At 59.5% G+C, this 22,595-nt stretch carries 15 protein-coding genes and 6 pseudogenes; 13 read left to right on the top strand and 8 right to left on the bottom strand.

Going from position 1 to position 22,595, the window contains the following annotated elements:
* Nucleotides 1-6 precede the first annotated feature (6 nt).
* From MUN79_RS06375 to MUN79_RS06365, 3 genes are all read right to left on the bottom strand, one after another.
* Complete coding sequence (locus tag MUN79_RS06375) at nt 7-1,272, bottom strand: hypothetical protein (protein ID WP_244676903.1); 1,266 nt, start codon at nt 1,270-1,272, stop codon at nt 7-9.
* Between the two features lie 69 nt (nt 1,273-1,341).
* Nucleotides 1,342-2,676: a hypothetical protein gene (locus tag MUN79_RS06370; RefSeq protein ID WP_244676902.1), complete on the bottom strand. Its 1,335-nt coding sequence runs from the start codon at nt 2,674-2,676 to the stop codon at nt 1,342-1,344.
* Between the two features lie 137 nt (nt 2,677-2,813).
* Nucleotides 2,814-3,767, bottom strand: coding sequence for an HNH endonuclease (locus MUN79_RS06365; protein WP_244676901.1), 954 nt, complete (start codon nt 3,765-3,767; stop codon nt 2,814-2,816).
* A 112-nt stretch (nt 3,768-3,879) separates the two neighbouring features.
* Here MUN79_RS06365 and MUN79_RS06360 point away from each other — a divergent pair.
* From MUN79_RS06360 to MUN79_RS06335, 6 genes and pseudogenes are all read left to right on the top strand, one after another.
* Nucleotides 3,880-5,501: pseudogene (locus tag MUN79_RS06360) on the top strand (Na+/H+ antiporter).
* Nucleotides 5,502-6,234: 733 nt separating this feature from the next.
* Entirely contained in the window at nt 6,235-6,582 is a 348-nt protein-coding gene (locus tag MUN79_RS06355) for a hypothetical protein (protein ID WP_244676900.1), read from the top strand.
* A 313-nt stretch (nt 6,583-6,895) separates the two neighbouring features.
* The gene (locus tag MUN79_RS06350) at nt 6,896-7,321 is read left to right on the top strand and encodes a Dyp-type peroxidase (protein ID WP_244676899.1); all 426 of its coding nucleotides are present in this window, start codon (nt 6,896-6,898) and stop codon (nt 7,319-7,321) included.
* Nucleotides 7,322-7,848: 527 nt separating this feature from the next.
* A complete protein-coding gene (locus tag MUN79_RS06345; protein WP_244676898.1) occupies nt 7,849-8,433 on the top strand; it encodes a transporter substrate-binding domain-containing protein in 585 nt (194 codons plus the stop codon).
* 201 nt (nt 8,434-8,634) lie between these two features.
* Nucleotides 8,635-9,033 carry a DoxX family protein gene (locus MUN79_RS06340; protein ID WP_244676897.1) on the top strand — a complete coding sequence of 133 codons (399 nt, stop codon included), beginning with the start codon at nt 8,635-8,637 and terminating at the stop codon, nt 9,031-9,033.
* 45 nt (nt 9,034-9,078) lie between these two features.
* A complete protein-coding gene (locus MUN79_RS06335; protein WP_244676896.1) occupies nt 9,079-9,303 on the top strand; it encodes a hypothetical protein in 225 nt (74 codons plus the stop codon).
* 81 nt (nt 9,304-9,384) lie between these two features.
* Here MUN79_RS06335 and ettA read toward each other — a convergent pair whose 3' ends face one another.
* Nucleotides 9,385-11,049 (bottom strand): energy-dependent translational throttle protein EttA, encoded by a 1,665-nt coding sequence (gene ettA, locus MUN79_RS06330; protein WP_244676895.1) that lies wholly within the window; start codon nt 11,047-11,049, stop codon nt 9,385-9,387.
* Between the two features lie 521 nt (nt 11,050-11,570).
* Here ettA and MUN79_RS06325 point away from each other — a divergent pair.
* The 3 genes and pseudogenes from MUN79_RS06325 to MUN79_RS06315 all read left to right on the top strand — a co-directional run.
* Entirely contained in the window at nt 11,571-12,878 is a 1,308-nt protein-coding gene (locus MUN79_RS06325) for a DUF349 domain-containing protein (protein ID WP_244676894.1), read from the top strand.
* 134 nt (nt 12,879-13,012) lie between these two features.
* Nucleotides 13,013-13,233 (top strand): annotated as a pseudogene (locus MUN79_RS06320) (DUF2795 domain-containing protein).
* 53 nt (nt 13,234-13,286) lie between these two features.
* A pseudogene (locus tag MUN79_RS06315) lies at nt 13,287-13,736 on the top strand (ABC transporter ATP-binding protein); the annotation flags it as partial.
* Nucleotides 13,737-14,198: 462 nt separating this feature from the next.
* Here the strand turns inward: MUN79_RS06315 and MUN79_RS06310 are convergent.
* The 3 genes and pseudogenes from MUN79_RS06310 to MUN79_RS06300 all read right to left on the bottom strand — a co-directional run bounded on the left by MUN79_RS06310 (nt 14,199) and on the right by MUN79_RS06300 (nt 17,850).
* A pseudogene (locus MUN79_RS06310) lies at nt 14,199-15,373 on the bottom strand (lycopene cyclase family protein).
* A 148-nt stretch (nt 15,374-15,521) separates the two neighbouring features.
* Nucleotides 15,522-16,385 carry an LOG family protein gene (locus MUN79_RS06305; protein ID WP_244676893.1) on the bottom strand — a complete coding sequence of 288 codons (864 nt, stop codon included), beginning with the start codon at nt 16,383-16,385 and terminating at the stop codon, nt 15,522-15,524.
* A 205-nt stretch (nt 16,386-16,590) separates the two neighbouring features.
* Nucleotides 16,591-17,850, bottom strand: a complete 1,260-nt coding sequence (locus MUN79_RS06300; RefSeq protein ID WP_244676892.1) for an ABC transporter permease — start codon at nt 17,848-17,850, stop codon at nt 16,591-16,593.
* Nucleotides 17,851-18,052: 202 nt separating this feature from the next.
* Between MUN79_RS06300 and queA the strand changes: the two are divergent.
* From queA to MUN79_RS06285, 3 genes and pseudogenes are all read left to right on the top strand, one after another.
* Nucleotides 18,053-19,101, top strand: a pseudogene (queA, locus tag MUN79_RS06295) (tRNA preQ1(34) S-adenosylmethionine ribosyltransferase-isomerase QueA).
* Between the two features lie 108 nt (nt 19,102-19,209).
* Nucleotides 19,210-19,932 carry a 2-C-methyl-D-erythritol 4-phosphate cytidylyltransferase gene (locus MUN79_RS06290; RefSeq protein ID WP_244676891.1) on the top strand — a complete coding sequence of 241 codons (723 nt, stop codon included), beginning with the start codon at nt 19,210-19,212 and terminating at the stop codon, nt 19,930-19,932.
* A gap of 75 nt (nt 19,933-20,007) precedes the next feature.
* A pseudogene (locus MUN79_RS06285) lies at nt 20,008-20,786 on the top strand (enoyl-CoA hydratase-related protein).
* Nucleotides 20,787-20,910: 124 nt separating this feature from the next.
* Here the strand turns inward: MUN79_RS06285 and MUN79_RS06280 are convergent.
* Entirely contained in the window at nt 20,911-21,456 is a 546-nt protein-coding gene (locus MUN79_RS06280) for a hypothetical protein (protein WP_244676890.1), read from the bottom strand.
* Nucleotides 21,457-22,007: 551 nt separating this feature from the next.
* On the opposite strand from MUN79_RS06280, the gene MUN79_RS06275 reads away from it, so the two are divergent.
* The gene (locus MUN79_RS06275; RefSeq protein ID WP_244676889.1) at nt 22,008-22,538 is read left to right on the top strand and encodes a DUF4142 domain-containing protein; all 531 of its coding nucleotides are present in this window, start codon (nt 22,008-22,010) and stop codon (nt 22,536-22,538) included.
* Nucleotides 22,539-22,595 lie beyond the last annotated feature (57 nt).

Raw genomic sequence — 22,595 nt, 5'->3', positions numbered from 1 at the left:
TACGCCTCAGTACTTGAAGTTGCGGGGCTCGCCGGCCAGCTCACGGCCGCGCAGGATGGATTTTTTGAGGTAGGGCATAATGCGGCACTCCTTGGCGGGATCTTCGGCGGGCTCGTCGTCGTGGTAGGCGCGGTACTCGTCAGGTGGGGCGGGTTGCAGGCCGGCCTGGAGGCGGAATTCGTAGTCCTCGAACACCGCGGGCAGGGCGGCGAGCAGCAGCTCGCGGTGGAGCTGGGCGGCGGCGGCATAGATGCCCTGTCGCCAGTCGGGGTGGGCGGGCACGGGCCAGGGGCCGCGGGCATCGGCCAGCAACTCCAGGTTTCGGTTGGTGTTACTGAGCACGTTGTTGTAGTTGTCGTTGAACACGCACAGCATGGCTCGGCGGTAGGCCAGCAGGGTTTCCGGGTCGGGGTCGAAACGGCGGGCAAACTCGGCGAAGTGCCAGTCGTCCTCGGTCAGGTAGCGGTCGGGGGCATCGGCAAAGGCATCGGGCTCGTGAGGAAAGCCCATTACATCGGGGCGGGGGGCGGGTACGTAGGGCGCGGGCGGGTTGCGGGCCCACTCCTCTTCCCGGGCCAGGTTCATGTAGTGGTCCTGCAGCTCCCCGCGGCGGTTGGAATGGGTGGCGAAGGGGTAGCCGGCCGGGGCCCCGGTGCGGGCATCGTAGTAGGCAAACCAGGCCGGGTAATCGAGGTATTCTTTCCACTTATCCTCGTCGGCAGGCGGGGCCGGGGGCGCCTGGGCCCGAACCCACTCGTCGCGCATGGCGTCGTAGTCCTGCCACTCCGAATCGTTGCGGTAGTAGTCCTGGTGGTTGGCAAACTCCTGACAGGCGTCGCTGGCCAGCCAGTCGCGGTAGAGCTCGTATTCGACCCGCGTAATGGGCGGCAGAAATGGGCACCGGTGAATCCCCTTGCGCTGCCAGGCCGCAAACTGCTGGTAGGTTTGAACACCAGGCAGGGGGATTTCGCCGGCCCGCCAGCGCACCTGCAAGTCGAAGAGCTTCTTGCGCTGCACGTCGAAGAGCCGCTCATAGGCTTCCTCCTGATACTCAATGACCTGGTGCAGCCGAAACTTCACCATGTTGGGCCCCTGTTCCAGGCACCGCACCTTGTGGCGGGCGTAGTGCTGAATGAAGGCTTCGACGCTGGCGGGCGTGTAGCCGGCCAGGTAGGGCTGGTAGCGGGGGTCGGTGCGCAGGGCGTGCTCGGTGGCGAGGCGGACCTGCCCCAGCTCCGCCTCGCGGGCCAGGGCGGCATGATGATAATCCATAACAAACCGAAGGATAACTAGTGGATGAATACGCCACGCCGGCCAGCCAATGCCGCCCGCTGCGGGCAGCTAAAAGTTGAAGTCGCGGGGCTCCCCGGCCCGCTCCCGCCCCTTGAGGATGAGCTTGCGCTCCTGCTTCCAGGACTTCCGGGCCAAGTCACTCAGGTCGGATTCCGGATAGGGCGAAGGATGAGGCTGACCAGCCTGCTCGCGGGCGGCATAGTCGGCGACGGCTGCGCGCAGGGCCGTGGCCAGCCGCTGCTTGCGCCAGCCGAGCCAGGTGCGGTGCAGGGCTACGCGCCAGTCGGTGTGGGCTTCAATGGGCAGGCGCTCCGGAATTTCCAGCAGTACCCGCCCGGCTTCGGAGCCCATCTCAGCCAAGGCGGCCTCGTTTACGTCGGCCTGCTCGTCGTCATCGTCATCGTCGTCCGTGCCGGGGGCCAACACCGGGGCAATGGCTGGCTCATGCGACAGGGCTTCGTGGAAGCGCAGCAGCTCCGGTGTCTCAAATTTACGCATCAGGGTATCCGTGAGGCCCGCGAACTGGTCATGACCGAGGTAGCGCAGGGGCGGGTCGGCGGCCGGGGCGGTGGGCGCGGGGTCGGCGGGGGCTGGTTCGTCGTTGTCGGGCTCTTCGTACACGTTGGGCGCTTTGCCCGTGCGGCCCAAATGCCGGTAGTATTCTTCTTTCTCACCCCGGTGGTTGGGCAGGTACAGCACCAGGTTGGGCGGACCAGCCGCGGCATCACAGTGGGCATACCAGGCCGGATAGCCCAGGAAAAAATCGTCGAGCATGCCGATCAGGCCGCCCAAGCCCGGTTCGGCGTGCTGGCCGGCTTCGCGGCGCACCTGCTCGGGATTCTGGCCCTCGGCCTGTAGTAGCAGGTAGCGGCGGAAACGCTCGTAGTGCTGCCAGTCGTGATGACGGCCGAAGTCCCCAGCGGCATCGGTGCAGGCGTCGCTAAGCAGGTACGTCAGGTAGCTTTCTACCTCGGCCGCCGCGATGGGCGGCACCAGCGGGCATTGCTCGATGCGAGTACCCCAGCGCTCGAAGTCCTGGCTTAGCACTACCAGCTCCGCTGGCAGGCGTACTTCCTCGGCCCGCCAGCGGCACTGGAGCTCAAACAGCTTGCGCTGCTGAATCTCCCACAGGCGTTCGGTGGCCTCCTGCACCAGATTAGCTTCTTCCTGTTGGTTGATGTCCCAGAACGAGCGGCCGTCTACCAGCGCGCTGGCCCGCTCACTGGCGTAGCGCTCCAGGAAGCGGGCTCCATTGTCCCGAAACTGCTGTAGCCACTCCGCTACGGCCGGATCGGCTTGGTACTGGGCCAGGGTTTCGTCGTGGTGGCGAATCAGGTCGAGGTGGCGCTGAGCGCTACGCGAAATGGGGGCTGGCTCACTCATAGGGCTAGTTCTGGGGATGAGTACCTAAGCTACACTAGCAAACCGATTTATCGGCGGCGGGCAGGGAAAATAAGTGCGGCAGCCTGCTACTGGCGGCGTCGGCCCCGCATTTGCTAGGAAGTATCAGGGCTTCACTACTATCTGCCAGCTCCCGACCCAAACCCCTCCTTCCGCGGCCACCACTCCCGCCGCTCGGGCAGCCGCAGCTGCTGGCCTTCAAACTGCAAGAGCCCGTGTTCCTGACCCCGCAGCTCGCGGAAGGAGCCGGCCACCCGCACCCGGTAGTCCTGGTCGATGCGGAGCAGGTGGCGGTCGAAGGCGCGGTGCAGGGTGGGCGTCAGGGCCAGGCCGTTGCCGATGGTGTCGTCGTGGCTGATGGACCAGGGCACGATGTGGCAGGCATCGAGCAGCGGGGCTACGGCGCTGGTGCCGGTGCTGATCAACTGGAGGCCCGAAATGGCGCAGGTATAGTTGTAGGCTTCCAGCACGACCCGTTTGAAAGTGCCGCTCCGCATAAACGTATCCACTTCATCGGTGAGGTTGAGGTGGGTTTGGTACAAGGCGGCGGGCTCCTGTAGCATCTGCTGGCTCAACTCCCGCAATGCTTCGGGACCCGCGCTGGGGCGGTAGTGGTAGCGGGTCTGTGGGAAATACCGGCTTAGCAGGGCGTCGCGGAACGTGTGCCGGGTGGCCGTATCCTGGAGCAGCAGCCACAGCTCCGCGTCGAAGGCGGCATAGGCTACCACCTGACGCAGGTGGCCCAGGCTGCGCGGCGAGCCGGAAGTTGTCAGCAGCAAGGGCTGGCCGAAGTGAGTGCGCAGGTGCCAGAACCCGTCGCCGGTAAGGTGGTAAAACGGCAGGGCGAAGTTGTTGGCCCGAAACCGCTCGGAGGTGCTCAGGTCGCGGCAGTTGCTTTGGAAAGCGGCCAGCAGCTCGGGCGTGATGACGATTTGGTTGTCCTGGATACTACCGTCTTCGATGCCTTCGAGCACGGCCAGCAGCAGGGCCGGCTTGTAGGGAGCTTCTTCGCCTCCCAGCTTGCTGGTTTTGAGCTTGCAAAAACGAGTGAGGTAGTGGGACAGGTCGGGCATAGGGCCAGGCAAGATACGCAGCCACGGGCCCGAATTGTAGCGTTTTTGGCGGGCAGCGGCTACCTTCCGCCTCCGGGCGGCAGCTGATGCGCCGCGGCTAGTTACCCACTTTATGCACGACAACGTACTCCACGAAAATATTCTGCTGGTCCTGGGCCTGCTCTTTGCCATGCTGCTGCTGGTCATGCTGGGCCAGAAGCTGCGCATCTCCTACCCCATCTTTCTGGTGCTGGCCGGCCTGGCGCTGAGCTTCGTGCCGGGCCTGCCGCTCATCGTCATTGACCCGGACCTCATCTTCCTGATTTTCCTGCCGCCCCTGCTCTACCAGGCCGCCTGGGACACTTCCTGGAAAGACTTCTGGCGGTGGAAGCGGCCCATTGCCCTGCTGGCTTTCGGACTGGTATTTTTTACCTCTACCATCGTGGCCTACGTGTCGCAGGCCATGATTCCGGGCTTCACACTGGCCCTGGGCTTCTTGCTGGGCGGCATTATTTCTCCGCCCGACGCGGTGGCGGCTACCTCGGTGCTTAAGGGTATAAAAGTGCCCCGCCGCGTAACCAGCATCCTGGAGGGGAAAGCCTGATTAATGACGCCAGCAGCCTGATTGTGTTTCGCTTTGCCCTGGCAGCGGTGGTGTCGGGCACGTTTGTGTGGCAGCAGGCGGCCACCAGCTTTTTGCTGGCCAGCGGCATGGGACTAGCCGTCGGACTGGCCGTGGGCTACGGCTTTTACCTGATTCATAAGTACCTGCCCACTACGCCTAGCATCAACACGGTGCTCACCTTTATTGCGCCCTACGTGATGTACCTGCTGGCCGAGGAATTTCACTTTTCCGGGGTGCTGGCCGTAGTGAGCGGCGGGCTGATGCTGTCTTACCACTCCCACCGAGTCTTCGACGCCGACACACGCCTGCAAACCAACAGCGTGTGGACCAGCGTGGGCTTCGCCCTCAACGGCTTGGTTTTCATCCTCATCGGCCTGGAGCTGCCGGTAGCCGTGCAGGGGTTGGGCAACTACTCCTTAAGCCAGGCTATTACCTACGGGCTTATTATCAGCGCCATCGTCATCGTTATTCGGCTGGTCTGGATGTTTCCGGCGGCCTTCGTGCCGCGCTGGCTCTCGCACAGCATCCGCACCCAGGAAACCAGTCCGGGCTGGCAGGGGCCGGTTATCATCGGCTGGGCCGGTATGCGCGGGGTGGTGTCATTGGCCTCGGCCTTGTCGGTGCCCCTACTGCTGAGCAACGGGCAGGCGTTTCCGCAGCGTAACCTGATTCTATTTATCACCTTCGTTGTGATTCTGGTGACGCTCGTGTTTCAGGGCCTCACTCTGCCCTTACTGATTCGATTCACGGGCGTGGCCGAAACCGAAGAACGCATGCCTACCGACGAGCAGGAAGCCGGTATCCGCCTGCGCCTGCGCCACGTGGCCCTGGCCCACCTAGCCCGGGAATATGCCGAAGACATCCAAAACAACGAGATGATTAGCGCCCTGCAGCACCGCATGCAGGCCGAAGCCCAGCGTACCGGCAACCTGCTCGAAGCCCTGGACTACGATGAGTCCAAACGCCTGGCCCTGCAGCGCTACCACCAGGTGCTGCTCGACGTGCTGCAGGTGCAGCGCGAGGAGTTGTTTGTGCTGCGCCGCGAAGATGTGTTCGAGGAAGAAATGCTGCGCCACCAAGAAGCCCAGCTCGACCTGGATGAGGCCAAAATCAGCCACATGCCGCACTAGCGGCCCGCCTGTCAAGCGCGGAGCACGGGTTTTTTAAGTAACAGCAAGTCAGCGGAGATGCATCCGCTGGCTTGTCTTGTTTATGGCCAATGGTGAAGCAGGCAATAGAAGCTGATGGCAACCTGGACTTTTCGCAGGTAAATACCTGAGGAGCAACTGCCAAATTCAGTGGTAGCACGGAAGCGAAAGCCTCAACAGTAGCCGACTTTTGAAGGCCAGCTGGAATGGCTCTGGTTCACTCTTCTTTCCAAGCGGCCAGCTACATCCATTTTGCCTGCTATTCACTAGGTCTGGTCGGGTTAGCCACAACCTAACACTCCGCTGGCAGGCATTTTCCTACTTTTTTCTTTTTCCAACATGTCTGCTCTCATTACCCCGACCAAGCAATTAAAAGCTACGGCAAGGCCCAAGGCAACATTCTGAAAGGCCACGGACGAGAAAACGTCACTCTGCTCTTTCTCGAATTCGTGGACACCGCTAAAGTCCGGCGGTGGATCGACCAGCTTCTCACTGACCAAGGCCCGGGCAAGCCGCACATCATTTCTACTGCCCGCCAGCTAGAGGACCGCAAGAAGTTTCAGGCGGCCGAGAAAAGAGAGGAGGAATTCGACGCTGGCCTTTTTACCAGTCTGCTCTTTACGGCCGACGGCCTGCGCCGCCTGCAAGCTCCTGCCATGCCCCAGGAAGCCTCCCAGACTCCGGGCCTGGGTCGGAATGGGCCTTCGAAGCCGGTATGCGCAACCTGGCCGACAGTGAGCTACAAGACCCCAAGCTGTCTGATTGGGATGCTGGCTGGCGCAATGCTGACACTACGCCCAGCGCCATACATGCCCTGCTGCTACTGGCCGACAACAATGAAAAGGGTCTGCAGCAAGTAGCAAAAGATGTTCTAAGCCAGTCTGCTGACTTTGGAATTCAGGTGCGTGTGCAGGAGCAAGGAAAACGGCTGAAGGAAGGCCCGGAAGGTAAAGAACACGATATCGAGCACTTCGGCTATGCTGATGGGGTAAGTCAGCCCCTCTACCTCTCCGACGACGTTAGCCCTGAGGGCCCCAGCCCCACAGCCGGGATATGGAGTTGAAGGCCGAAGACTTGGTGCTGGTGCCCGATGCCCTAAGCCAGGAAGAGGACGCCTGGGGCAGCTTTTTCGTATTCCGAAAGCTCGCGCAAGACGTACCCGGGTTTGAGAAGGCCGAAACAGCACTGGCCGAGGCGCTGAACCTACAGGGAGAGGATGCTGAACGAGCCGGTGCTATGCTGGTCGGGCGCTTCGAAAATGGTACTCCGGTCACCTTGCTGGCGCAGGATACAGATCAAGACCCAAATTCAGCCACGCACGGCAAGCCGCTGTTCACCAACAACTTCAATTTCGATGCCGACAAGGATGGACTAAAATGCCCTTTCCATGCCCACATCCGCAAGATGAACCCACGGGCGAAACCAACAATGCTGCTGAGCTCCGGCACCGTATCACTCGGCGGGGCATTCCCTACGGGTCGCGGAAAGGTGCCCAGCAGGGCGAGGACGCGGGCCTGCTGTTCATGTGCTACCAGCGCAACATTGGCCAGCAGTTCGAATTTCTGCAGAAGTCCTGGGCCAACAACGAGCGTTTCCTATTTGATAAGGGCCTCGTCGGCCTCGACCCTATTATCGGTCAGGGCAAGCGAGCAGAACTCACCTTCCCAACCGCCTGGAACAGAAGCACAAAGGCTACCGCACATTTTGCTCAGTTCGTGACGATGCGCGGGGGCGAGTATTTCTATGCTCCTTCTCTGAGCGGGCTGGCGGCACTGGCCCAAAGCCCCGCTGAAGCAGTATAACAGCCAGCAGAATTCTGGCTGTCTCTGGGGCATTGCAGCGTTTACGGCCCCGGCTTTTCACGGCCCGCTACCTGTTCAAGTACTAACGTATCTTCTCACCAGCGCCACGCTCGTGGCCACAGTGCCCTGTCCGGATGCTACTCTGGGCAGGGCATCTTTTTTCTACGCTACTCAAGCTCTACTCCCGCCCTCATTGGCCGGCGCAGTCTTGCCGCGTATTTATCTGTACGGATTCTGGAGCTGAAAATCAGTATTTTACACTTCGATATTATTCCGTACTTGGGTTTGCTCACCAACTGCCTGGCGCTGTTTGTTATGAAACTTCTCCTGATTAGTGGTTGCCTGCTCACGTTTAGCAGCATGGCTTATCTGTTGTCGCTGGGTAGCGGCTTGTTTGCAAACGTGGTAACCAAGGCCCCCGCTACTGCACAGGGCACGTTGGCCCGCGTTCGGGCACGGTGTTACGGGTTGGGTATACCCCGGGCAAAGAGCTTACGCCCAATCCGCGCTTGCGGGGGCCGCACGGAATGGATACGGCCCTTATCACGGGATTCGCCCGGCAACTAGCGGCCGAGGTCGAATGGGTACCCGGCAACGAGCAGCAGCTCTACCGCGCCCTCAGGAACCGGAAAATTGACTTGCTCATCGGCCACATTACGGAGCAGACACCCAGCGAAGACAACACTGCCCGCAGCCGCCCGCACCTCGAAAACACGAACTACGCCTACGTGGGCTACAAAAACCGCTGGCGTACTTCCTCACCCGGCAAGCCCGCTGTGTCTCGGTCCCGACCAGCCTCCGGGGCCCGTCAGCCGCAGAGCTCATCACTTCCTACTGGTGGTGAGTCTGCCAAGGCCAGCCCGGTAATTGCCGTACCGGCCAGCGAAAAAGCCTGGTTGGCTGCCTTGGAAAACTACCTCAACCAGCGTCAGCTAGCCAGTACGCGGCCGGCCCGGATAGTGCAGCCCCGTAGGTGCTGGCAGCTTGTACACAGCTTACCTCAGGACGGTACTTCCCCTAAAACAACCCGACTAAAACTGTTCAGCCGGGTCGTTCTGCCACGTGGTTGCCGGGCTATAAGACTCTGCACTACAGCAGTTCTGGTTGGGTAATCGGTAGTTAGTTGTCAGAGCAAAGCCTTGTCGCAAAACACCCGCAATAAGTCGGATTTGGCCCTGCTACGCCAAGTCGGGTATTACTAAATTTGTTGGCAATCAAACTCCGGGCTGCTGCATGCCACTACTGTAGTTAGCATCAGCCCTGGGTTTGGCCCATCAATTTTTCCATGTTTTACCTTATAACTGCTTCTTGCCATGAAAACGACCAATGTGCTCTACTGGATTTCGACCGGCCTGTTGGCGGCCTTGATGCTGATGTCGGGGATTACCAACTTGCTTAGCGTGCCCGAGGCGGTGGAAGGCTTTAAGCACCTGGGCTATCCAACTTACCTGCTGCCGTTTTTGGGCGTCGCCAAGGTTCTGGGCGTGCTGGCCCTGCTTGTGCCCGGTTTTCCCCGCCTGCGGGAGTGGGCCTATGCCGGCTTCGTTTTCGATTTGGCCGGTGCCATGTACTCGGGCCTCTCAGTGGGCGACCCGCTGGGCCAGTGGCTGCCGGTAGCGGTTGGCTTCCTCATCATTGCCGTGTCGTACCAAACCAACCGGCGTCGCGCCGAGGCTGACCCGCAGCCCAAAGCCGAGCTCAGCGTGGCCTAGGCTGACCCGCATATGTAGTATCTACTATCTCTCCCTGCCCGCGTTATGGTAGAAGTCTTTAAAACCAACGTCAGAGCCCGGCGCCACGCCCGGCAGTTGCTCCACCAGATTCACCAGAACTTTGCTCAGTACCGGGCCAACTTCGACCTGGATGACTGCGACAATATTCTGCGAATAGAATCCCCCACCGACTTTATCCCGGCCGCCGAGCTTATCACGCTGCTACGCGCGGCCGGCTTCCAGGCGGAAGTTCTGCCCGATGAAGTGTAAGCCGGCCGGTAACCAGATAAAAACACAAAAACGCCGCTGAAAGCATTCCAGCGGCGTTTTTGTGTTGTCGGTTCGTCTAGCTTACCCCAGGCTCTTATACCGAACCCGCTTGGGCTCGACATCCCCCAGGCGCTTCTTCTTGGCCTCCTCGTAGTCCGAGAAGTTGCCTTCGAACCACACCACCTGCGAGTCGCCCTCGAAGGCCAGGATGTGGGTAGCCAGGCGGTCCAGGAACCACCGGTCGTGGCTGATAATCACGGCGCAACCGGCAAAGTTCTCCAGCGCGTCTTCCAAAGCCCGGATGGCATTCACGTCCAGGTCGTTGGTCGGTTCGTCGAGCAGCAGCAGGTTGGCGCCCTGCTTCAGGGTCGTAGCCAGGTGTACCCGGTTCCGCTCCCCGCCCGAGAGGCTGCCTACTTTCTTTTCCTGGTCGCCACCGCGGAAGTTGAAGTTGCTCACGTAAGCCCGGGCATTCACCGGCCGGCCGGCTAGCAGCATGGTTTCGGTGCCGCCCGAAATGGTTTCAAACACCGACTTGTTGGGTTCCAGTGTGTCGTGCTGCTGGTCGACGTAGGCCGTCTGCACCGTGGGACCTACTTCGAAGGTGCCGGCGTCGGGCTGCATCTGGCCCGTAATCAGGCGGAACAGGGTGGTTTTACCCGCGCCGTTGGGCCCGATGATTCCTACAATACCGCCCTGGGGCAGGGAGAAGCTCAGGTTTTCGAACAACAGCTTTTCGCCAAATGCCTTGGTCAGCCCTTCGGCCTCGATTACCTGGGCGCCCAGGCGCGGACCGTCGGGGATGAAGAGTTCGAGCTTCTGTTCTTTCTCCTTGGCGTCCTCGTTCACCATCTTGTCGTAGCTGGCGAGGCGGGCCTTGCTCTTGGCCTGCCGGGCTTTGGGGGCCATGCGCACCCACTCCAGCTCCCGCTGCAGGGTTTTGTGGCGCTTGCTTTCGGTCTTCTCCTCCTGGGCCAGGCGGTTCGACTTCTGCTCCAGCCACGAGGAGTAGTTGCCTTTCCACGGAATACCTTCGCCGCGGTCCAGCTCCAGGATCCAGCCGGCCACGTTGTCGAGGAAGTACCGGTCGTGGGTTACGGCAATGACGGTGCCTTTATATTGCTGCAAGTGCTGCTCCAGCCACAGCACGCTCTCAGCGTCGAGGTGGTTGGTCGGTTCGTCCAGCAACAGCACGTCGGGTTCCTGGAGCAACAGGCGGCACAAAGCCACGCGGCGCTTTTCCCCGCCCGAGAGGTTGCCGATAATGGCATCCGCATCGGGGGTGCGCAGCGCATCCATAGCCCGCTCCAGCTTGGAGTCCAGGTTCCAGGCGTCGAGCTGGTCGAGGCGCTCCTGCACGGTGCCTTGGCGCTCGAGCAGCTTATCGAAGTCGGCATCCTCGGCCCCGAAGGCCTCGTTGATTTCGTCGAATTCCTTGAGCAAGGCCACAGTTTCGGCCGTGCCTTCCTGCACTACCTCCAGCACCGTTTTAGTGGGGTCGAGCTGGGGCTCCTGCTCGAGGTAGCCCACCGTGTAACCCGGCGACCAGACCACTTCGCCCTGAAACTGCTTGTCGACGCCGGCAATAACTTTGAGCAGGCTGGACTTACCCGAGCCGTTGAGACCGAGCACCCCGATTTTGGCCCCGTAGAAAAACGAGAGGTAAATATTTTTGAGAACTGTTTTTTGCGGCGGGTAGACTTTGGTCACGCCGGCCATCGAAAAGATAATCGTCTGGTCGCTCATGCGAAGGGTGGTTGGAAGTGGTAGGACCTCAGGGCCCTTAAGTAAACGTACGAAGAGAGGTGGACTTGCCCAAGATGCCCGCCCAGCCTAGCCGGCCGGGCGTGGCCCGTCAGCTGGTGGCGGGCCCGGCGGCGCAAAACGTGTGAAAGAGAGCCGCCGCAAACCTTAAACAGTTGGGGATTTGGTAATACTCGATATTTTGCGGGCTCATTGAAGCACCTAAACCGATTCAATTTGCCGTGGCGACCTACCCAGGCAGCCGGCGGCACGTTACGTCATTCTCATAACCGTGCAGGCTGCCAGTGCGTAGCCTACCATTCGAGAGCATACAACTGGTTCTGCTTTCTTTCCAGCCGCAGCTTCTAGGTTGGCTCTCCAAAGGTAGGCAGCCCGGCGTAAGATTCCGCCGTTTGACCGGCGGCCATCAAAAAAGCAATGGAACTGTTAGGCATGCCGTAAATCTTGTACATATTTCCGCTCCGAACTCCCCCCTTCACCCTATTCGCCCTGCTTATTCGTTTATGGAACCACAAGACCACTTACTGGCCGAAGCTCGCCGTTATGGCTACATCGAGGGCGACCAGGTGTGGCTACGACCCGTTATGGATTTGCCTGCCCGGCAAATTGGCCTGGTAAAAGATACCGAGGAAGCCGCGCTGCTGTATTTTGCCCAGCGCTTTGAGAACTTCCGCGGCAAAGTTGACGAGCTTCTCCGCAAGATGGAGGAGTCCGAGAATAAGGGCTCTTTTCTGATGAAAGCCCTGCACCTAAAAGAGCAGACGGCCACCTACGACGGCCTCGGCGACTTCGAAAGCCTGCACCGCCGCCTCACTGAGGCTGAGGAAAATATCAATGTGACCATTGCCCGCAACCGGGAAAAAAATCTGGCCACCAAGATCAGCCTGATTCAGGAAACCGAAGCCCTGCGCGACACCATCGACTGGCAGGCCGCCGGCGACAAGCTCAAGGACCTGCGCCAGGCCTGGATAAAGACCGGCCCGGTCGACAAGCAGATTACCGAGGAGCTGGAAAACCGTTTCCGCGACGCGGTAGAAGAGTTCTTTGTGAAGAAAAAGGAGTTTTTGGCCCAGAAGAAGGCCATGACCAACCGCGTCTTCGACAAGTACAAAGAGCTGATTCACAAGTCAGAAGCCTTGCAGAACTCCGACGACTTCGAGGGCACCACGGCCAAGCTCAAGTTGCTGCAGCAAGAGTGGAAGGAAGTGGGTGGCTCGTTGCCGCGCAAGCAGGCCAATGAGCTATGGACGCGCTTCCGGGCGGCCCACAACCACTTCTTTGAGCGCCTCAAGGAACACATCAGCACCAAGCGGGTGGAAACCGCCGCGCCCGGCGGCCCCGACGACAACCTGAGCCGCAAGCGCGCCCTGGTAGCCGAGGCCGACGCCTTGCTCAACCGCCCCATGAACGAAGCCGTAGCCCGCGCCAAAGAGCTGCAGGCCGCCTGGAAAAAGGTGGGCCCCGTGCGCGGTGAGGAATCGGACCGGGTATGGGAAGCCTTTATCCTGGCTTGCGACAAGGTGTTTGAAATGAGTGCCTTGGAACATTTCATTCGCAAGCGCCAGGCTGGCAGCCCCGAGGTGCTTTCTAAGGAAGACCAGGTTAATACCCGCATTCAGGCCCTACGCGACTTTATCAAGTCGGACCAGCAGGAGCGCGTTACGCTGGAGGAAAACCTGGGCAAGCTCAGCGACTCCCCCGGCAACGACACGTTCCGGACCATGCTGCAGGGTAAAGTGCGGGCTTTCGACCGAAAAATCCGGACCAAAACCGAGCTCATCGAAATCTTACGCCGCCGCTTGGTTGCGTAGCCCAACATTCAGCGGTATTTTACGTTGTCCTGCTGAAGCAACCATCTACCCCGGGCCGTGTCATGCAAGTAGGCGGCTCACTGATTCCTTTTTAACACTACTTTTGCCAACCTTTTTTTGTAGCACACACGACTATGTATTGGACCCTCGAACTGGCTTCGTATCTGGAAGATGCCCCTGGCCTGCCACCAAGGATGAACTCATTGACTACTCTATCCGCTCGGGCGCCCCGATGGAAGTAGTAGAGAACCTGCAGGCCCTGGAAGATGATGGCCAACCTTACGAGAACATCGAAGAAGTGTGGCCGGACTACCCGACCAAGGAAGACTTCATGTTCAACGAGGACGAATACTAAAAGCCCGGAGCTTAGAACTCAGCTTCTAGAACCTAGACTACTTCTCCGTTCTGATGTCTCAGTTCTCAGTTCTAACGATTGAAAATTTGGTTGCGGGGTATGAACAGCGCGTTCTGCTCCGCAACCTTTTTTTATGCCTGCCCGAGCCGACTTTCGTGGCCATCATCGGGCACAATGGCTGCGGTAAAACCACCCTATTTAGGGCTCTGACGGGCCAGATTGCCTACCAGGGTACCGTTCGGGTGGGCGGACAAAACTTGCGCACGGTGCGCCGCCCCTCAGCCACCGGCTTGCTGGCCCATCTGCCCCAGCGCAGCTCCGTGGGCTTCCCCATCGAGGTGCGGGAGTTGGTAGTCATGGGCCGCTTCCGCCACCACAGCTTCCTGAGCTCCTATACCACTCAGGACTACGCCCTGGCCGAGGCTGCCCTGCAGCGCGTAGGCGCCGCTCACCTTTCCCGCCGCGACTTCACCCAGCTTTCCGGCGGCGAACAGCAGCTGGTGTGGCTGGCCCAGCTGGCCCTGCAGGACGCGGGCCTCTATCTGCTCGACGAGCCCACCCAGCAGCTCGACGTGTACTACCGCCGCCGCATCTTCGACCTGCTCCACGAGTGGGTCACGGTAGGCCACAAGACCATTCTCTGCATCACCCACGACCTCGACAACCTCTCCGTTCTGCCCGGCTACCTGCTCAACCTTTCCCGCCCGAGCCCCAGCTACAGCCTCTATCGGCCGCTACCGTGCAGGCCGAGCGGGCTTTTCTGGAGAGTGAAGAAAGCCTCCTGGTCAGGGAATAAAACAGTGTCATTGCGAGCAGCGCGAAGCAATCCGTCCTCTGCTAGTGACCAACACCCCTTTACCAGAAAGCCCTTTCCCGTTGGTTACGAGAAAAGGCTTTTCACTTCAGAATGCTCAGCACAGTTCAGAGGACGGATTGCTTCGCAAGCTCGCAATGACACAGGTTTATTAGCCAGAATTACCTCTTCCCGGCCGGCCGCGCAGCACGTGCCTGATAGATTGCAGAAATGGCCAGGGCGTTACCGAATTCATAATGCGGAAATTGTCGGGCCACCCGGTGCGCTCATCCAGGAAGCTCAGAATTCTTTCGACCGGGTTGCGCTGAAACAGCTCCGTGAAAATGTCGCGGGTCGTTTCGCCGCGGCGCTTCATAATGTCGAGCAGCAGGGTGTCGAAAAGGTGAAATTGGGGCTTGTCTCCGGTCGGGTTCCCGGGCGGCTTTCCTGTGGTCGCCAGGGCCTGCACCAGCCGGCTGCTGTGCCCCTGGATTCGCTTGAAAGCGTAGCCTGTACTCGGCTTGGCCCGGCCGGCCCGGGTACCGAGGTTGATAATATGAGCGCCGTCCCGGTCGGGCAGCGGGTGGTCAGTCATCGGAATGGCCCCGACTTCCTCACTCAGAATCCGGTAGGAGTTAAGTTCCAGCGTGGTGCGCAAATATTCGTTTATAGCGGCTTCATACTCGGCCTTGGGCAGGAGCTCTTCCGAAAACAGGGTGTATTCGACCAGCGCCTTGCGGGGCTGAAGGGCAGCACGTAAATAAACCGTGCCTCTTGGTGTTGCGGGCCCCGAAAATCCATGAACTCGGCCGTGGCCGGGTCAAAAACGTCGTGCTCCGTTTCCACCTCCCAGCCCACAAAATGCTGCAGCAGGTAGCGGTGCTTCTCGGGCCGCTTCGCCAGCTGCGGCGGCCGGCTATCGAAGGCGAAGCGCGCCTTGAAAGAGCCGGCCGTGGTGGTAGCCGTAATGCCTTGCTCCGTATTGGTCAGGGTTTCGACGGTGGCCCGCACAAAGGTAAACTGCGGATTCTGCGCCAGCTCGGCCCGCACAAACTGGTAGAAATCCAGCCCCCGGATCATCTTGTAGCGGTAGCGCTGCAGCTCAAACACCCGCTCAAACGTGGGGCTCCGGAAAGCCAGCTGCCGCCACTCGTGCGCCACAATGGAGTCGAACAGGGTGGGCTCGTCGGTCCAGAATGACCAGGTTCGGTCGTTCTGGTCTTTGGCCTCGGGCTCGATCAGCACCACGCGCTGGTCACGCAGCCGGGGCTCCCGACTAATGTGGTAAGCCAGGCTCAGGCCCGCGGCCCCACCCCCGGCAAGTAAGTAGTCATAGTCTGGCTTCACGTAGTAAAGAAAGCAGCCGCCCCCCAATTTGTTGCCGCACGACCGCCCTTCGCTTCATTATTCCCTGCGCAATGACAGCAAATCAAGCTAAGCGGGCATAAAAAAAGCCGGACCTGGGTCCGGCTTTTCTTGTGGTAGCGCTGCAAGCCTAAAAGTTGGGCGACAGCAGGTACTTAGAATAGAAATCGTCGATGATTTTCACAGCTGAGGCTGCATCGTCCACGAGCTGCACCAGATCCATGTCCTCGGGCGAGATGTTGTGCTCGTCTTCCAGCATAGCCTGCTGAATCCATTCGAACATGCCTTTCCAGTACTTGGTACCCACCAGCACGATGGGGAAACGGCCGATTTTCTTGGTTTGAATCAGGGTAATAGCCTCGAACAGCTCGTCGAGGGTGCCAAAGCCGCCGGGCATGCCGATGAAGCCCTGGGCGTACTTGACGAACATCACCTTTCGTACGAAGAAGTAGTCGAAGTTGATAAGTTTGTCGGGGTCGATGTAGACGTTGTTGAACTGCTCGAAGGGCAGCTCAATGTTCAGGCCGACCGACTTGCCACCCTCGGAGCGGGCCCCCTTGTTGCCGGCCTCCATGATGCCAGGACCACCACCCGTGATAACGCCGTAGCCGTGGCGCACCAGCTTGGCCGCAATTTCCTCGGCCATCTGGTAGTAAGGGTTGTCGGGCTTGGTACGGGCCGAGCCGAAAATCGAAACGCAAGGACCAATCTTAGACATCTTCTCGAAGCCCTCCACGAACTCGGCCATCACCTTGAAGATCTGCCAGGAGTCGGCAATCTTGATTTCGTTCCAGTCTTTATCCACGAAAGCCTGGCGGATGCGCTGCTCATCGTCGACCTGCACCGTGCGCTCCCCGTGGGTCTGCTCCCGGATGTCGCTGATGCTCTTGACTTTGTTGTCGTTCACGTTGGGCTGAACGATGGTTTGCCCGCTGCCTGCATTCAGGGCTTCGTCGGAAGCTTTGGTCCGACTGGTTTTTTTGAGTTTCGTCATGGCTACACATGGGAATTGCAGGGTCAGCCGGAGGCAACGACGTTGCCCGTAGCGGTACAGCTGACCCGCTAGTGAAAAAATTAAAAAGAGTGGGGCAAAAGAAAGCCGCCCCGCGGAAACAGGGCGACTAAAAATTGGGGCGCGCAAGTTAACAATTTGTTAACAATAGCCTAACCCGTTGCTTTAGAATGCCCTGCTTGGCTGCTTACTTTGAACGGATGGCATCTACCGGGTCCAGATTAGACGCCATGACGGCCGGCACAATTCCGGCCAACACCCCAATTACCACCGACACGGTAAGCCCGAGCGCAATATTGCCCGCCGATAAGAACAACGGCAGCGAATCCTGGGGTATCATCGTGATGAGAAGCACTAGAAATATGCCAGCCGCGCCGCCAAGTAAGCACAGAAAAACGGCTTCGAAAAGAAACTGGAACAGAATAAAGAAGTTCTTGGCACCCAACGACTTCTGAATACCAATAATATTGGTGCGCTCCTTCACCGACACGAACATGATGTTGGCAATGCCGAAGCCGCCCACCAGCATGGCAAACGAGCCGATAACGGCGCCGGCAATACCAATGATGGAAAACAGTTGGGTAATGGCGTTGGCCAGCATTTCGGGGCGGTTCAGGGCGAAGTTGTCTTCCTGCCGCGGCTTGAGGCCCCGGATGTTGCGCATTACGCCCTGCAACTCATACTCCAGGTCGAGCAGGCCCGGGTCGTCGTCGGAGCCTTTCACGGCAATAGTGGGTGTCACGCCGGTCATGCCGCCAGTGTTCAGGGCAAACATCTTGGTGAACATACCGAAGGGAATCAGGCAGTTGGTGTCGTTGCTGGGCGTATCGAGCAGCTTCTTGCCTTCCTTCTGCATCACCCCGACCACGACAAACTTGCGGCCCTTGGCGCTGAATTCCTGCCCAATAGCACTGCCATTCGGAAACAGGTTTTCGGCAATGGTAGCGCCAATAATGGCCACGTTACGGGAGGCATCTATTTCCTGGGTCGTGAAATAGCGGCCTTCGGCAATCGGCACGTCGGACACTTTGCGGTAATCGAAGCTTACGCCCTGCAGCGCGCAGTCGGCCACGCTGTTGTTGCCGGCCTTGAGCACGCTGCCGCCCACCGCCCCGAAAATAGCCACGCCTTTATTGTTAGGCCCCAGGTTTTTCTGCAACTCCCGGAATTCCCGCACCGTGGGCACCGGCCGGTTGAAGTATTTCCACCACGGATACTCGCCCCCGAAGGCCCAGGGCCACTTGCCTACGTAAATTACCTTGTCGCCCACGAAGCTCATGCTCTTGCGCACGTTGGCCTCCAGCGAGTCGACGACGGCAAACACGGCAATGATGGCGAAAATGCCCACCGTGACGCCCAGCAGCGACAAAATGGTGCGCAGCAGGTTCGATTTAAGGGCTTGCCACGCGAAGCGGAAGCTTTCCAGAGTCAGGCGCAGCGTTTTCATGCAGAACAGATAAGGATAGGATGAAATAGCGGGTTCGATGGGCTGATAGCGCGAGCTTTAGCAACTAGAATAGATACTCCCCGGTTTAGGGATTCATCATCTCACCTTTTCGGGCGAAAAGTAACGATTAATCCGGCCATTGTACGTACTTTTGCCAACCCAAAATTTTGTTAGATTCCCCTCCTATTGCCTTTGTTAGCCCATGAAACTGTCCGAGTTCAAATTTGACTTGCCTGAAAGCCTGCTGGCGCAACATCCGGCCAAAACTCGTGATGAATCGCGCTTGATGGTTCTGCACCGCGACAGCGGCAAAATTGAGCATCGCGTGTTCAAGGAAATCATTGAGTACTTCACCGATGGCGACGTCTTCGTACTGAATGATACCCAAGTATTCCCGGCTCGACTGTACGGCAATAAGGAGAAGACCGGCGCCAAAATCGAGGTGTTCCTGCTGCGCGAACTGAACAAGGAAATTCACCTCTGGGACGTGCTGGTCGATCCGGCTCGTAAAATCCGGGTGGGCAACAAGCTGTATTTTGGCGAAAGCGACATGGTGGCCGAGGTAATCGACAACACCACTTCGCGCGGCCGTACCATCAAGTTCCTGTTCGATGGCTCCGATGAGGAGTTCTATAAGGCCCTGAACGACCTGGGCGAAACGCCCCTGCCCCGCGAGGTTATTACCCGCGACGCGGAGCCCGCCGACAAGGAGCGTTACCAGACCATCTACGCCAAGCATAAGGGTGCCGTAGCGGCTCCTTCGGCCGGTCTGCACTTCACCCGCGAGGTAATGAAGCGCCTGGAAATCAAAGGTGTAGACGTGGTACCCGTGACATTGCACGTGGGCCTGGGCACCTTCCGCCCCGTGGATGTGGAAGACCTGACCAAGCACAAGATGGACTCGGAGAACTTCATCGTACCGGCCGAGTCGGCAGTGGTAGTGAACCGCGCCCTGGACGCCAAAAAGCGCGTGTGCGCCGTGGGAACCACCACAATGCGCGCCCTGGAATCGTCGGTATCGGCCCACGCCCGTCTGAAGGAAAATCAGGGCTGGACCGACAAGTTTATCTTCCCCCCCACGAGTTTAAGATTGCCAACGCGCTGCTGACCAACTTCCACATGCCCGAAAGCACGTTGATGATGATGGCCTCAGCCTTTGCCGGTCACGAGTTCCTGATTGAAGCCTACCAGACCGCCATTAAGGAGAAGTACAAGTTCTTCACCTACGGCGACGCGATGCTGATTCTGTAGCCCGCGAAGTCTGCCCAAAACCGGTTGCGCCGGAGTCATTCTCGTAATGGCTCCGGCGTTTCTTTTTACAAAGAAGTACCTTCGGGCGGCTCTTGGGCTTTTCTCCGCATGACTTCGACCTCCGCTTCTCCCACTTCCTCAGCCGCACCGCGCTATGCCATCCTGGTGGCGGGCGGCAGCGGCTCGCGCATGGGCGCCGACCGGCCCAAGCAGTTCCTGAACCTACTCGGGGCCCCGGTGCTGCTGCACACCCTGCGCCGCTTTATGGACCCCGCCGTCGGTATTGCGCAGTGCGTAGTGGTGCTGCCGGCCGAGCAGTTTTCTACCTGGGAGCAGCTCTGCCAGGACCATCAGGTGACGATTCCGCACCAGGTGGTGGCGGGTGGCGAAACCCGCTGGGCGTCGGTGCGCAACGGGCTGGCCGCGCTGAAGCCGTATCCGGCCGGTATTGTAGCGGTGCACGACGGGGTACGGCCCCTGGTATCGGCGGCGGTACTGGAACAGACGTTTGCGGCGGCGGCTCAGCATGGGGCAGCCGTAGCGGCGGTGGCGCCCAAAGATTCGGTGCGCGGTCTGGCCCAGCAGGGCTCCTATGCCATGGACCGCAGCCGGCTGCGCCTGGTGCAGACGCCGCAGTGCTTCGAGTTGAATTTATTGCGGCGGGCCTACCAGCTGCCCGAACTGCCCACTTTTACCGACGACGCCAGCGTGGTGGAAGACCTACAGCCCATTTACATGGTGCCCGGCGACTACCGCAATTTAAAAATCACCACGCCCGAGGACTTGATTGTGGCCGAAGCTCTGCTGCGGGCCGAGCAAGGCCAGGCGTAGCGGCTGCGGCCAGTGAATTTGCCGACCACGGCGTACTTTTCGGCTTCCTTTCTTTTTCCACCCGAACTCTTTCCCATGTATACCTGCCTGCTTTACGAGGTCCAGAACGGCATTGCTACCATTACCCTGAACCGCCCCGAGGTGTTCAACGCCTTTAACAATCCGCAGAGCTATGAGCTGCAGGACGCGCTGCAGCGCGTAACCGACGACAACTCGGTGCGGGTGGTCGTGCTGACTGGGGCCGGCCGGGCATTCTGCTCGGGCAGGACCTGAAGGCCACGCAGGATGAGCCCGATTTTTCCTTTGCCGAGACGCTGCACAAGCGCTACAACCCCATTATCCGGGCTATGCGCAACCTGCCCAAGCCCATCATCGGAAGGCTCAACGGCGTGGCGGCTGGTGCCGGCTGCTCCCTGGCCCTGGCCTGCGACGTGCTGGTTGCTTCAGCAGAAGCTTCTCTGATTGAGGTTTTTATCAACATCGGTCTGGTACCCGATTCGGGCTCGTCTTACTTTTTGCCCCGCCTGGTTGGTACGCTCAAGGCCTTTGAGCTATGCACGCTGGGCTCGAAGGTGACGGCCGACGAAGCCTTGCGTCTGGGTTTGGTAAACCAGGTAGTAGCGCCGGCCGAGTTGGACGCGGCGGTGGCCACGTTGGCGGCCCGCTATGCCGCAGCCCCTACCAAATCTATTGGCCTGATCAAGCAGATGCTCAACAAGGCCGGTACCGCTACACTCAACGAAATGCTGGATTACGAAGCTGATTGCCAGCAAGTAGCCGGCGAATCGGCGGACTACCGGGAAGGCGTGGCGGCTTTCACCGAAAAGCGCAAGCCCACTTTCCGCGGCGAGTAAGCTTCGGGTTCAGTTCAGCGGAACACTCAGCATTGTTCTGACAAAAAGAAAAGCGGCCCGGATACCGGGCCGCTTTTGCTGATACTGCCGATGGCGGCAGCTAAGACTGGGGACCTAACGACGGTTACCGCAGGCGAATTGTGCGCGTCACGCCATTTACCGTTACGCTGGCAATATTGTCGCAGGCGGCCGAGCCCGTGGGGTCGTAGTTGAGCAGCAGAACTTGACCTTTGGAATTGCTGATGCTCACGGTGCCGGCCGTGAAGTGGCGGGCGCAGCCCAGGGCAAAATTCTTCGTTAGCGGCTGCTGAATCTGGGCCGTGTAGCCTATGCCTTTGCGGTTGGTGCCGCTGGCCTGCCCGCTCACCTGGTACGTATCGTCCTGAATTGTGGCGGTGCCAAAGCCGGCCGTGCGGGTATAGGTGCGCTGCGACGTCCAGCTGTGGGTGCCTTCCGGGGTAATGATGCTGGCGTTTTGCACGTCGAGCGTAAAAGAGCCGCTGCCCAGGCTGGTAAACACGCGGGTGCCGGTGTGCTGCTTGTCGTTGACGAAGTAGTTGACCAGCTGCACGGTGGCCGTAGCGCCGGCCTGTACCACCCCGTTGAGGCGGTAGGGGCCGCCAAAGACCACTATGATTTTACCGCGGCGGGTTTTGCCGTTCGGGCACACGCAGTTAGCGGGGCCGAAGTCGATGGTCAGGGTGCGGGTTTCGGCGTTGTAGCTGCGCGTGGCGCAGGGCCCAACACCCGGACCAGGTCGGCCGGCTCCCGCACAGGGCCGTTGGAGAGCTTTTCATTGTCGGGCGTACCGACTTCGATAATGTCGCCGATGGCGGCGTTTTCGTCCTCGGCGCTGCCATTGTCTTCCGCCGATTCGAGGTTTTCTGGGCGGCGTCTTTGTCTTTGGTGCAGGCCGTGAAGCAGAGCAGGCCGCTGGTCAGGGCGGCAAGGCCAAGGAAGCGAAGTGAAGCAGTAGGCATGGGCGGGAGGGGTTAGAAGTGTAGGGTTCTTATTGGTCTTGTAGCGGTTAGAAGCACAGCTCAACCAGAAGTTTAACCGAGCTACAACTTTTTTTTCAGAGCACGGAACTATTTCAAACTGAACCACTCGGCAAGCCAGCCGTATAGGAATACCCGCGCTCCTGCTCCTACTCACCACTATTGCTTTTATGCGTTATCCCCGTCGAATTCTACCCTTGGCTTTGCCCCTGCTGCTGGCGGCTTGCTCCCCGACGCTGGGCAGAAAGACCCCGTGGCGGAAGCCCAGTTTCAGAACGAAAAGCGCATCGGCGACGAGAACGTGACCGAAAAACAGGAGCGCGACGCCGAGTTTGTGGTGAAGGCCGCCAGCGACGGAATGCTGGAAGTAGAGCTCGGCAAGCTGGCCCAGCAAAAGGGCACTACTCCTACCATTAAGGCCTTTGGGCAGCACATGGTGGAGCAGCACGCCGAGGCCAATACCGCCCTTAAGGCTCTGGCCGACCGCAAAGGCCTGGTATTGCCCGCCAGCTTAGGCCAGGAGCAGCAAGAGACTTACTCCCAGCTGGCCGGCCTCACCGGCACGCAGTTCGATAAGCAGTACATGGCCGCTATGGTCAAGGACCACAAGAGCGACGTCGACGACTTTGAGGACATGAGCGAAGAGGCCTACGACGGCGACATTCGTGGCTTTGCGGCCAAGTATGCGCCCGTGCTAAAAGAGCACTTGGAGAAAGCCGAAGAGCTGAACGAGCAGGTGGAAGACCTGCCCTAACGCTACCCCCTGATTTTTAACTCACTAATTCAACCTAAACCGATGAAAATCCGCTTT

Origin of the sequence: Hymenobacter cellulosilyticus, from assembly GCF_022919215.1 — a bacterium.
Classification (GTDB): domain Bacteria; phylum Bacteroidota; class Bacteroidia; order Cytophagales; family Hymenobacteraceae; genus Hymenobacter; species Hymenobacter cellulosilyticus.
This window is presented reverse-complemented; position numbering and strand designations above follow the sequence as displayed.

Excerpts from the sequence above, each read along its gene's own strand:
- MUN79_RS06300 (WP_244676892.1), bottom strand. The coding sequence starts at position 17,850 with ATGAAAACGCTGCGCCTGACTCTGGAAAGCTTCCGCTTCGCGTGGCAA.
- ettA (WP_244676895.1), bottom strand. The coding sequence starts at position 11,049 with ATGAGCGACCAGACGATTATCTTTTCGATGGCCGGCGTGACCAAAGTC.
- MUN79_RS06290 (WP_244676891.1), top strand. The coding sequence starts at position 19,210 with ATGACTTCGACCTCCGCTTCTCCCACTTCCTCAGCCGCACCGCGCTAT.
- MUN79_RS06325 (WP_244676894.1), top strand. The coding sequence starts at position 11,571 with ATGGAACCACAAGACCACTTACTGGCCGAAGCTCGCCGTTATGGCTAC.
- MUN79_RS06355 (WP_244676900.1), top strand. The coding sequence starts at position 6,235 with ATGCGCAACCTGGCCGACAGTGAGCTACAAGACCCCAAGCTGTCTGAT.
- MUN79_RS06350 (WP_244676899.1), top strand. The coding sequence starts at position 6,896 with ATGCCCTTTCCATGCCCACATCCGCAAGATGAACCCACGGGCGAAACC.
- MUN79_RS06375 (WP_244676903.1), bottom strand. The coding sequence starts at position 1,272 with ATGGATTATCATCATGCCGCCCTGGCCCGCGAGGCGGAGCTGGGGCAG.
- MUN79_RS06365 (WP_244676901.1), bottom strand. The coding sequence starts at position 3,767 with ATGCCCGACCTGTCCCACTACCTCACTCGTTTTTGCAAGCTCAAAACC.
- MUN79_RS06335 (WP_244676896.1), top strand. The coding sequence starts at position 9,079 with ATGGTAGAAGTCTTTAAAACCAACGTCAGAGCCCGGCGCCACGCCCGG.
- MUN79_RS06340 (WP_244676897.1), top strand. The coding sequence starts at position 8,635 with ATGAAAACGACCAATGTGCTCTACTGGATTTCGACCGGCCTGTTGGCG.
- MUN79_RS06345 (WP_244676898.1), top strand. The coding sequence starts at position 7,849 with ATGGATACGGCCCTTATCACGGGATTCGCCCGGCAACTAGCGGCCGAG.
- MUN79_RS06305 (WP_244676893.1), bottom strand. The coding sequence starts at position 16,385 with ATGACGAAACTCAAAAAAACCAGTCGGACCAAAGCTTCCGACGAAGCC.
- MUN79_RS06370 (WP_244676902.1), bottom strand. The coding sequence starts at position 2,676 with ATGAGTGAGCCAGCCCCCATTTCGCGTAGCGCTCAGCGCCACCTCGAC.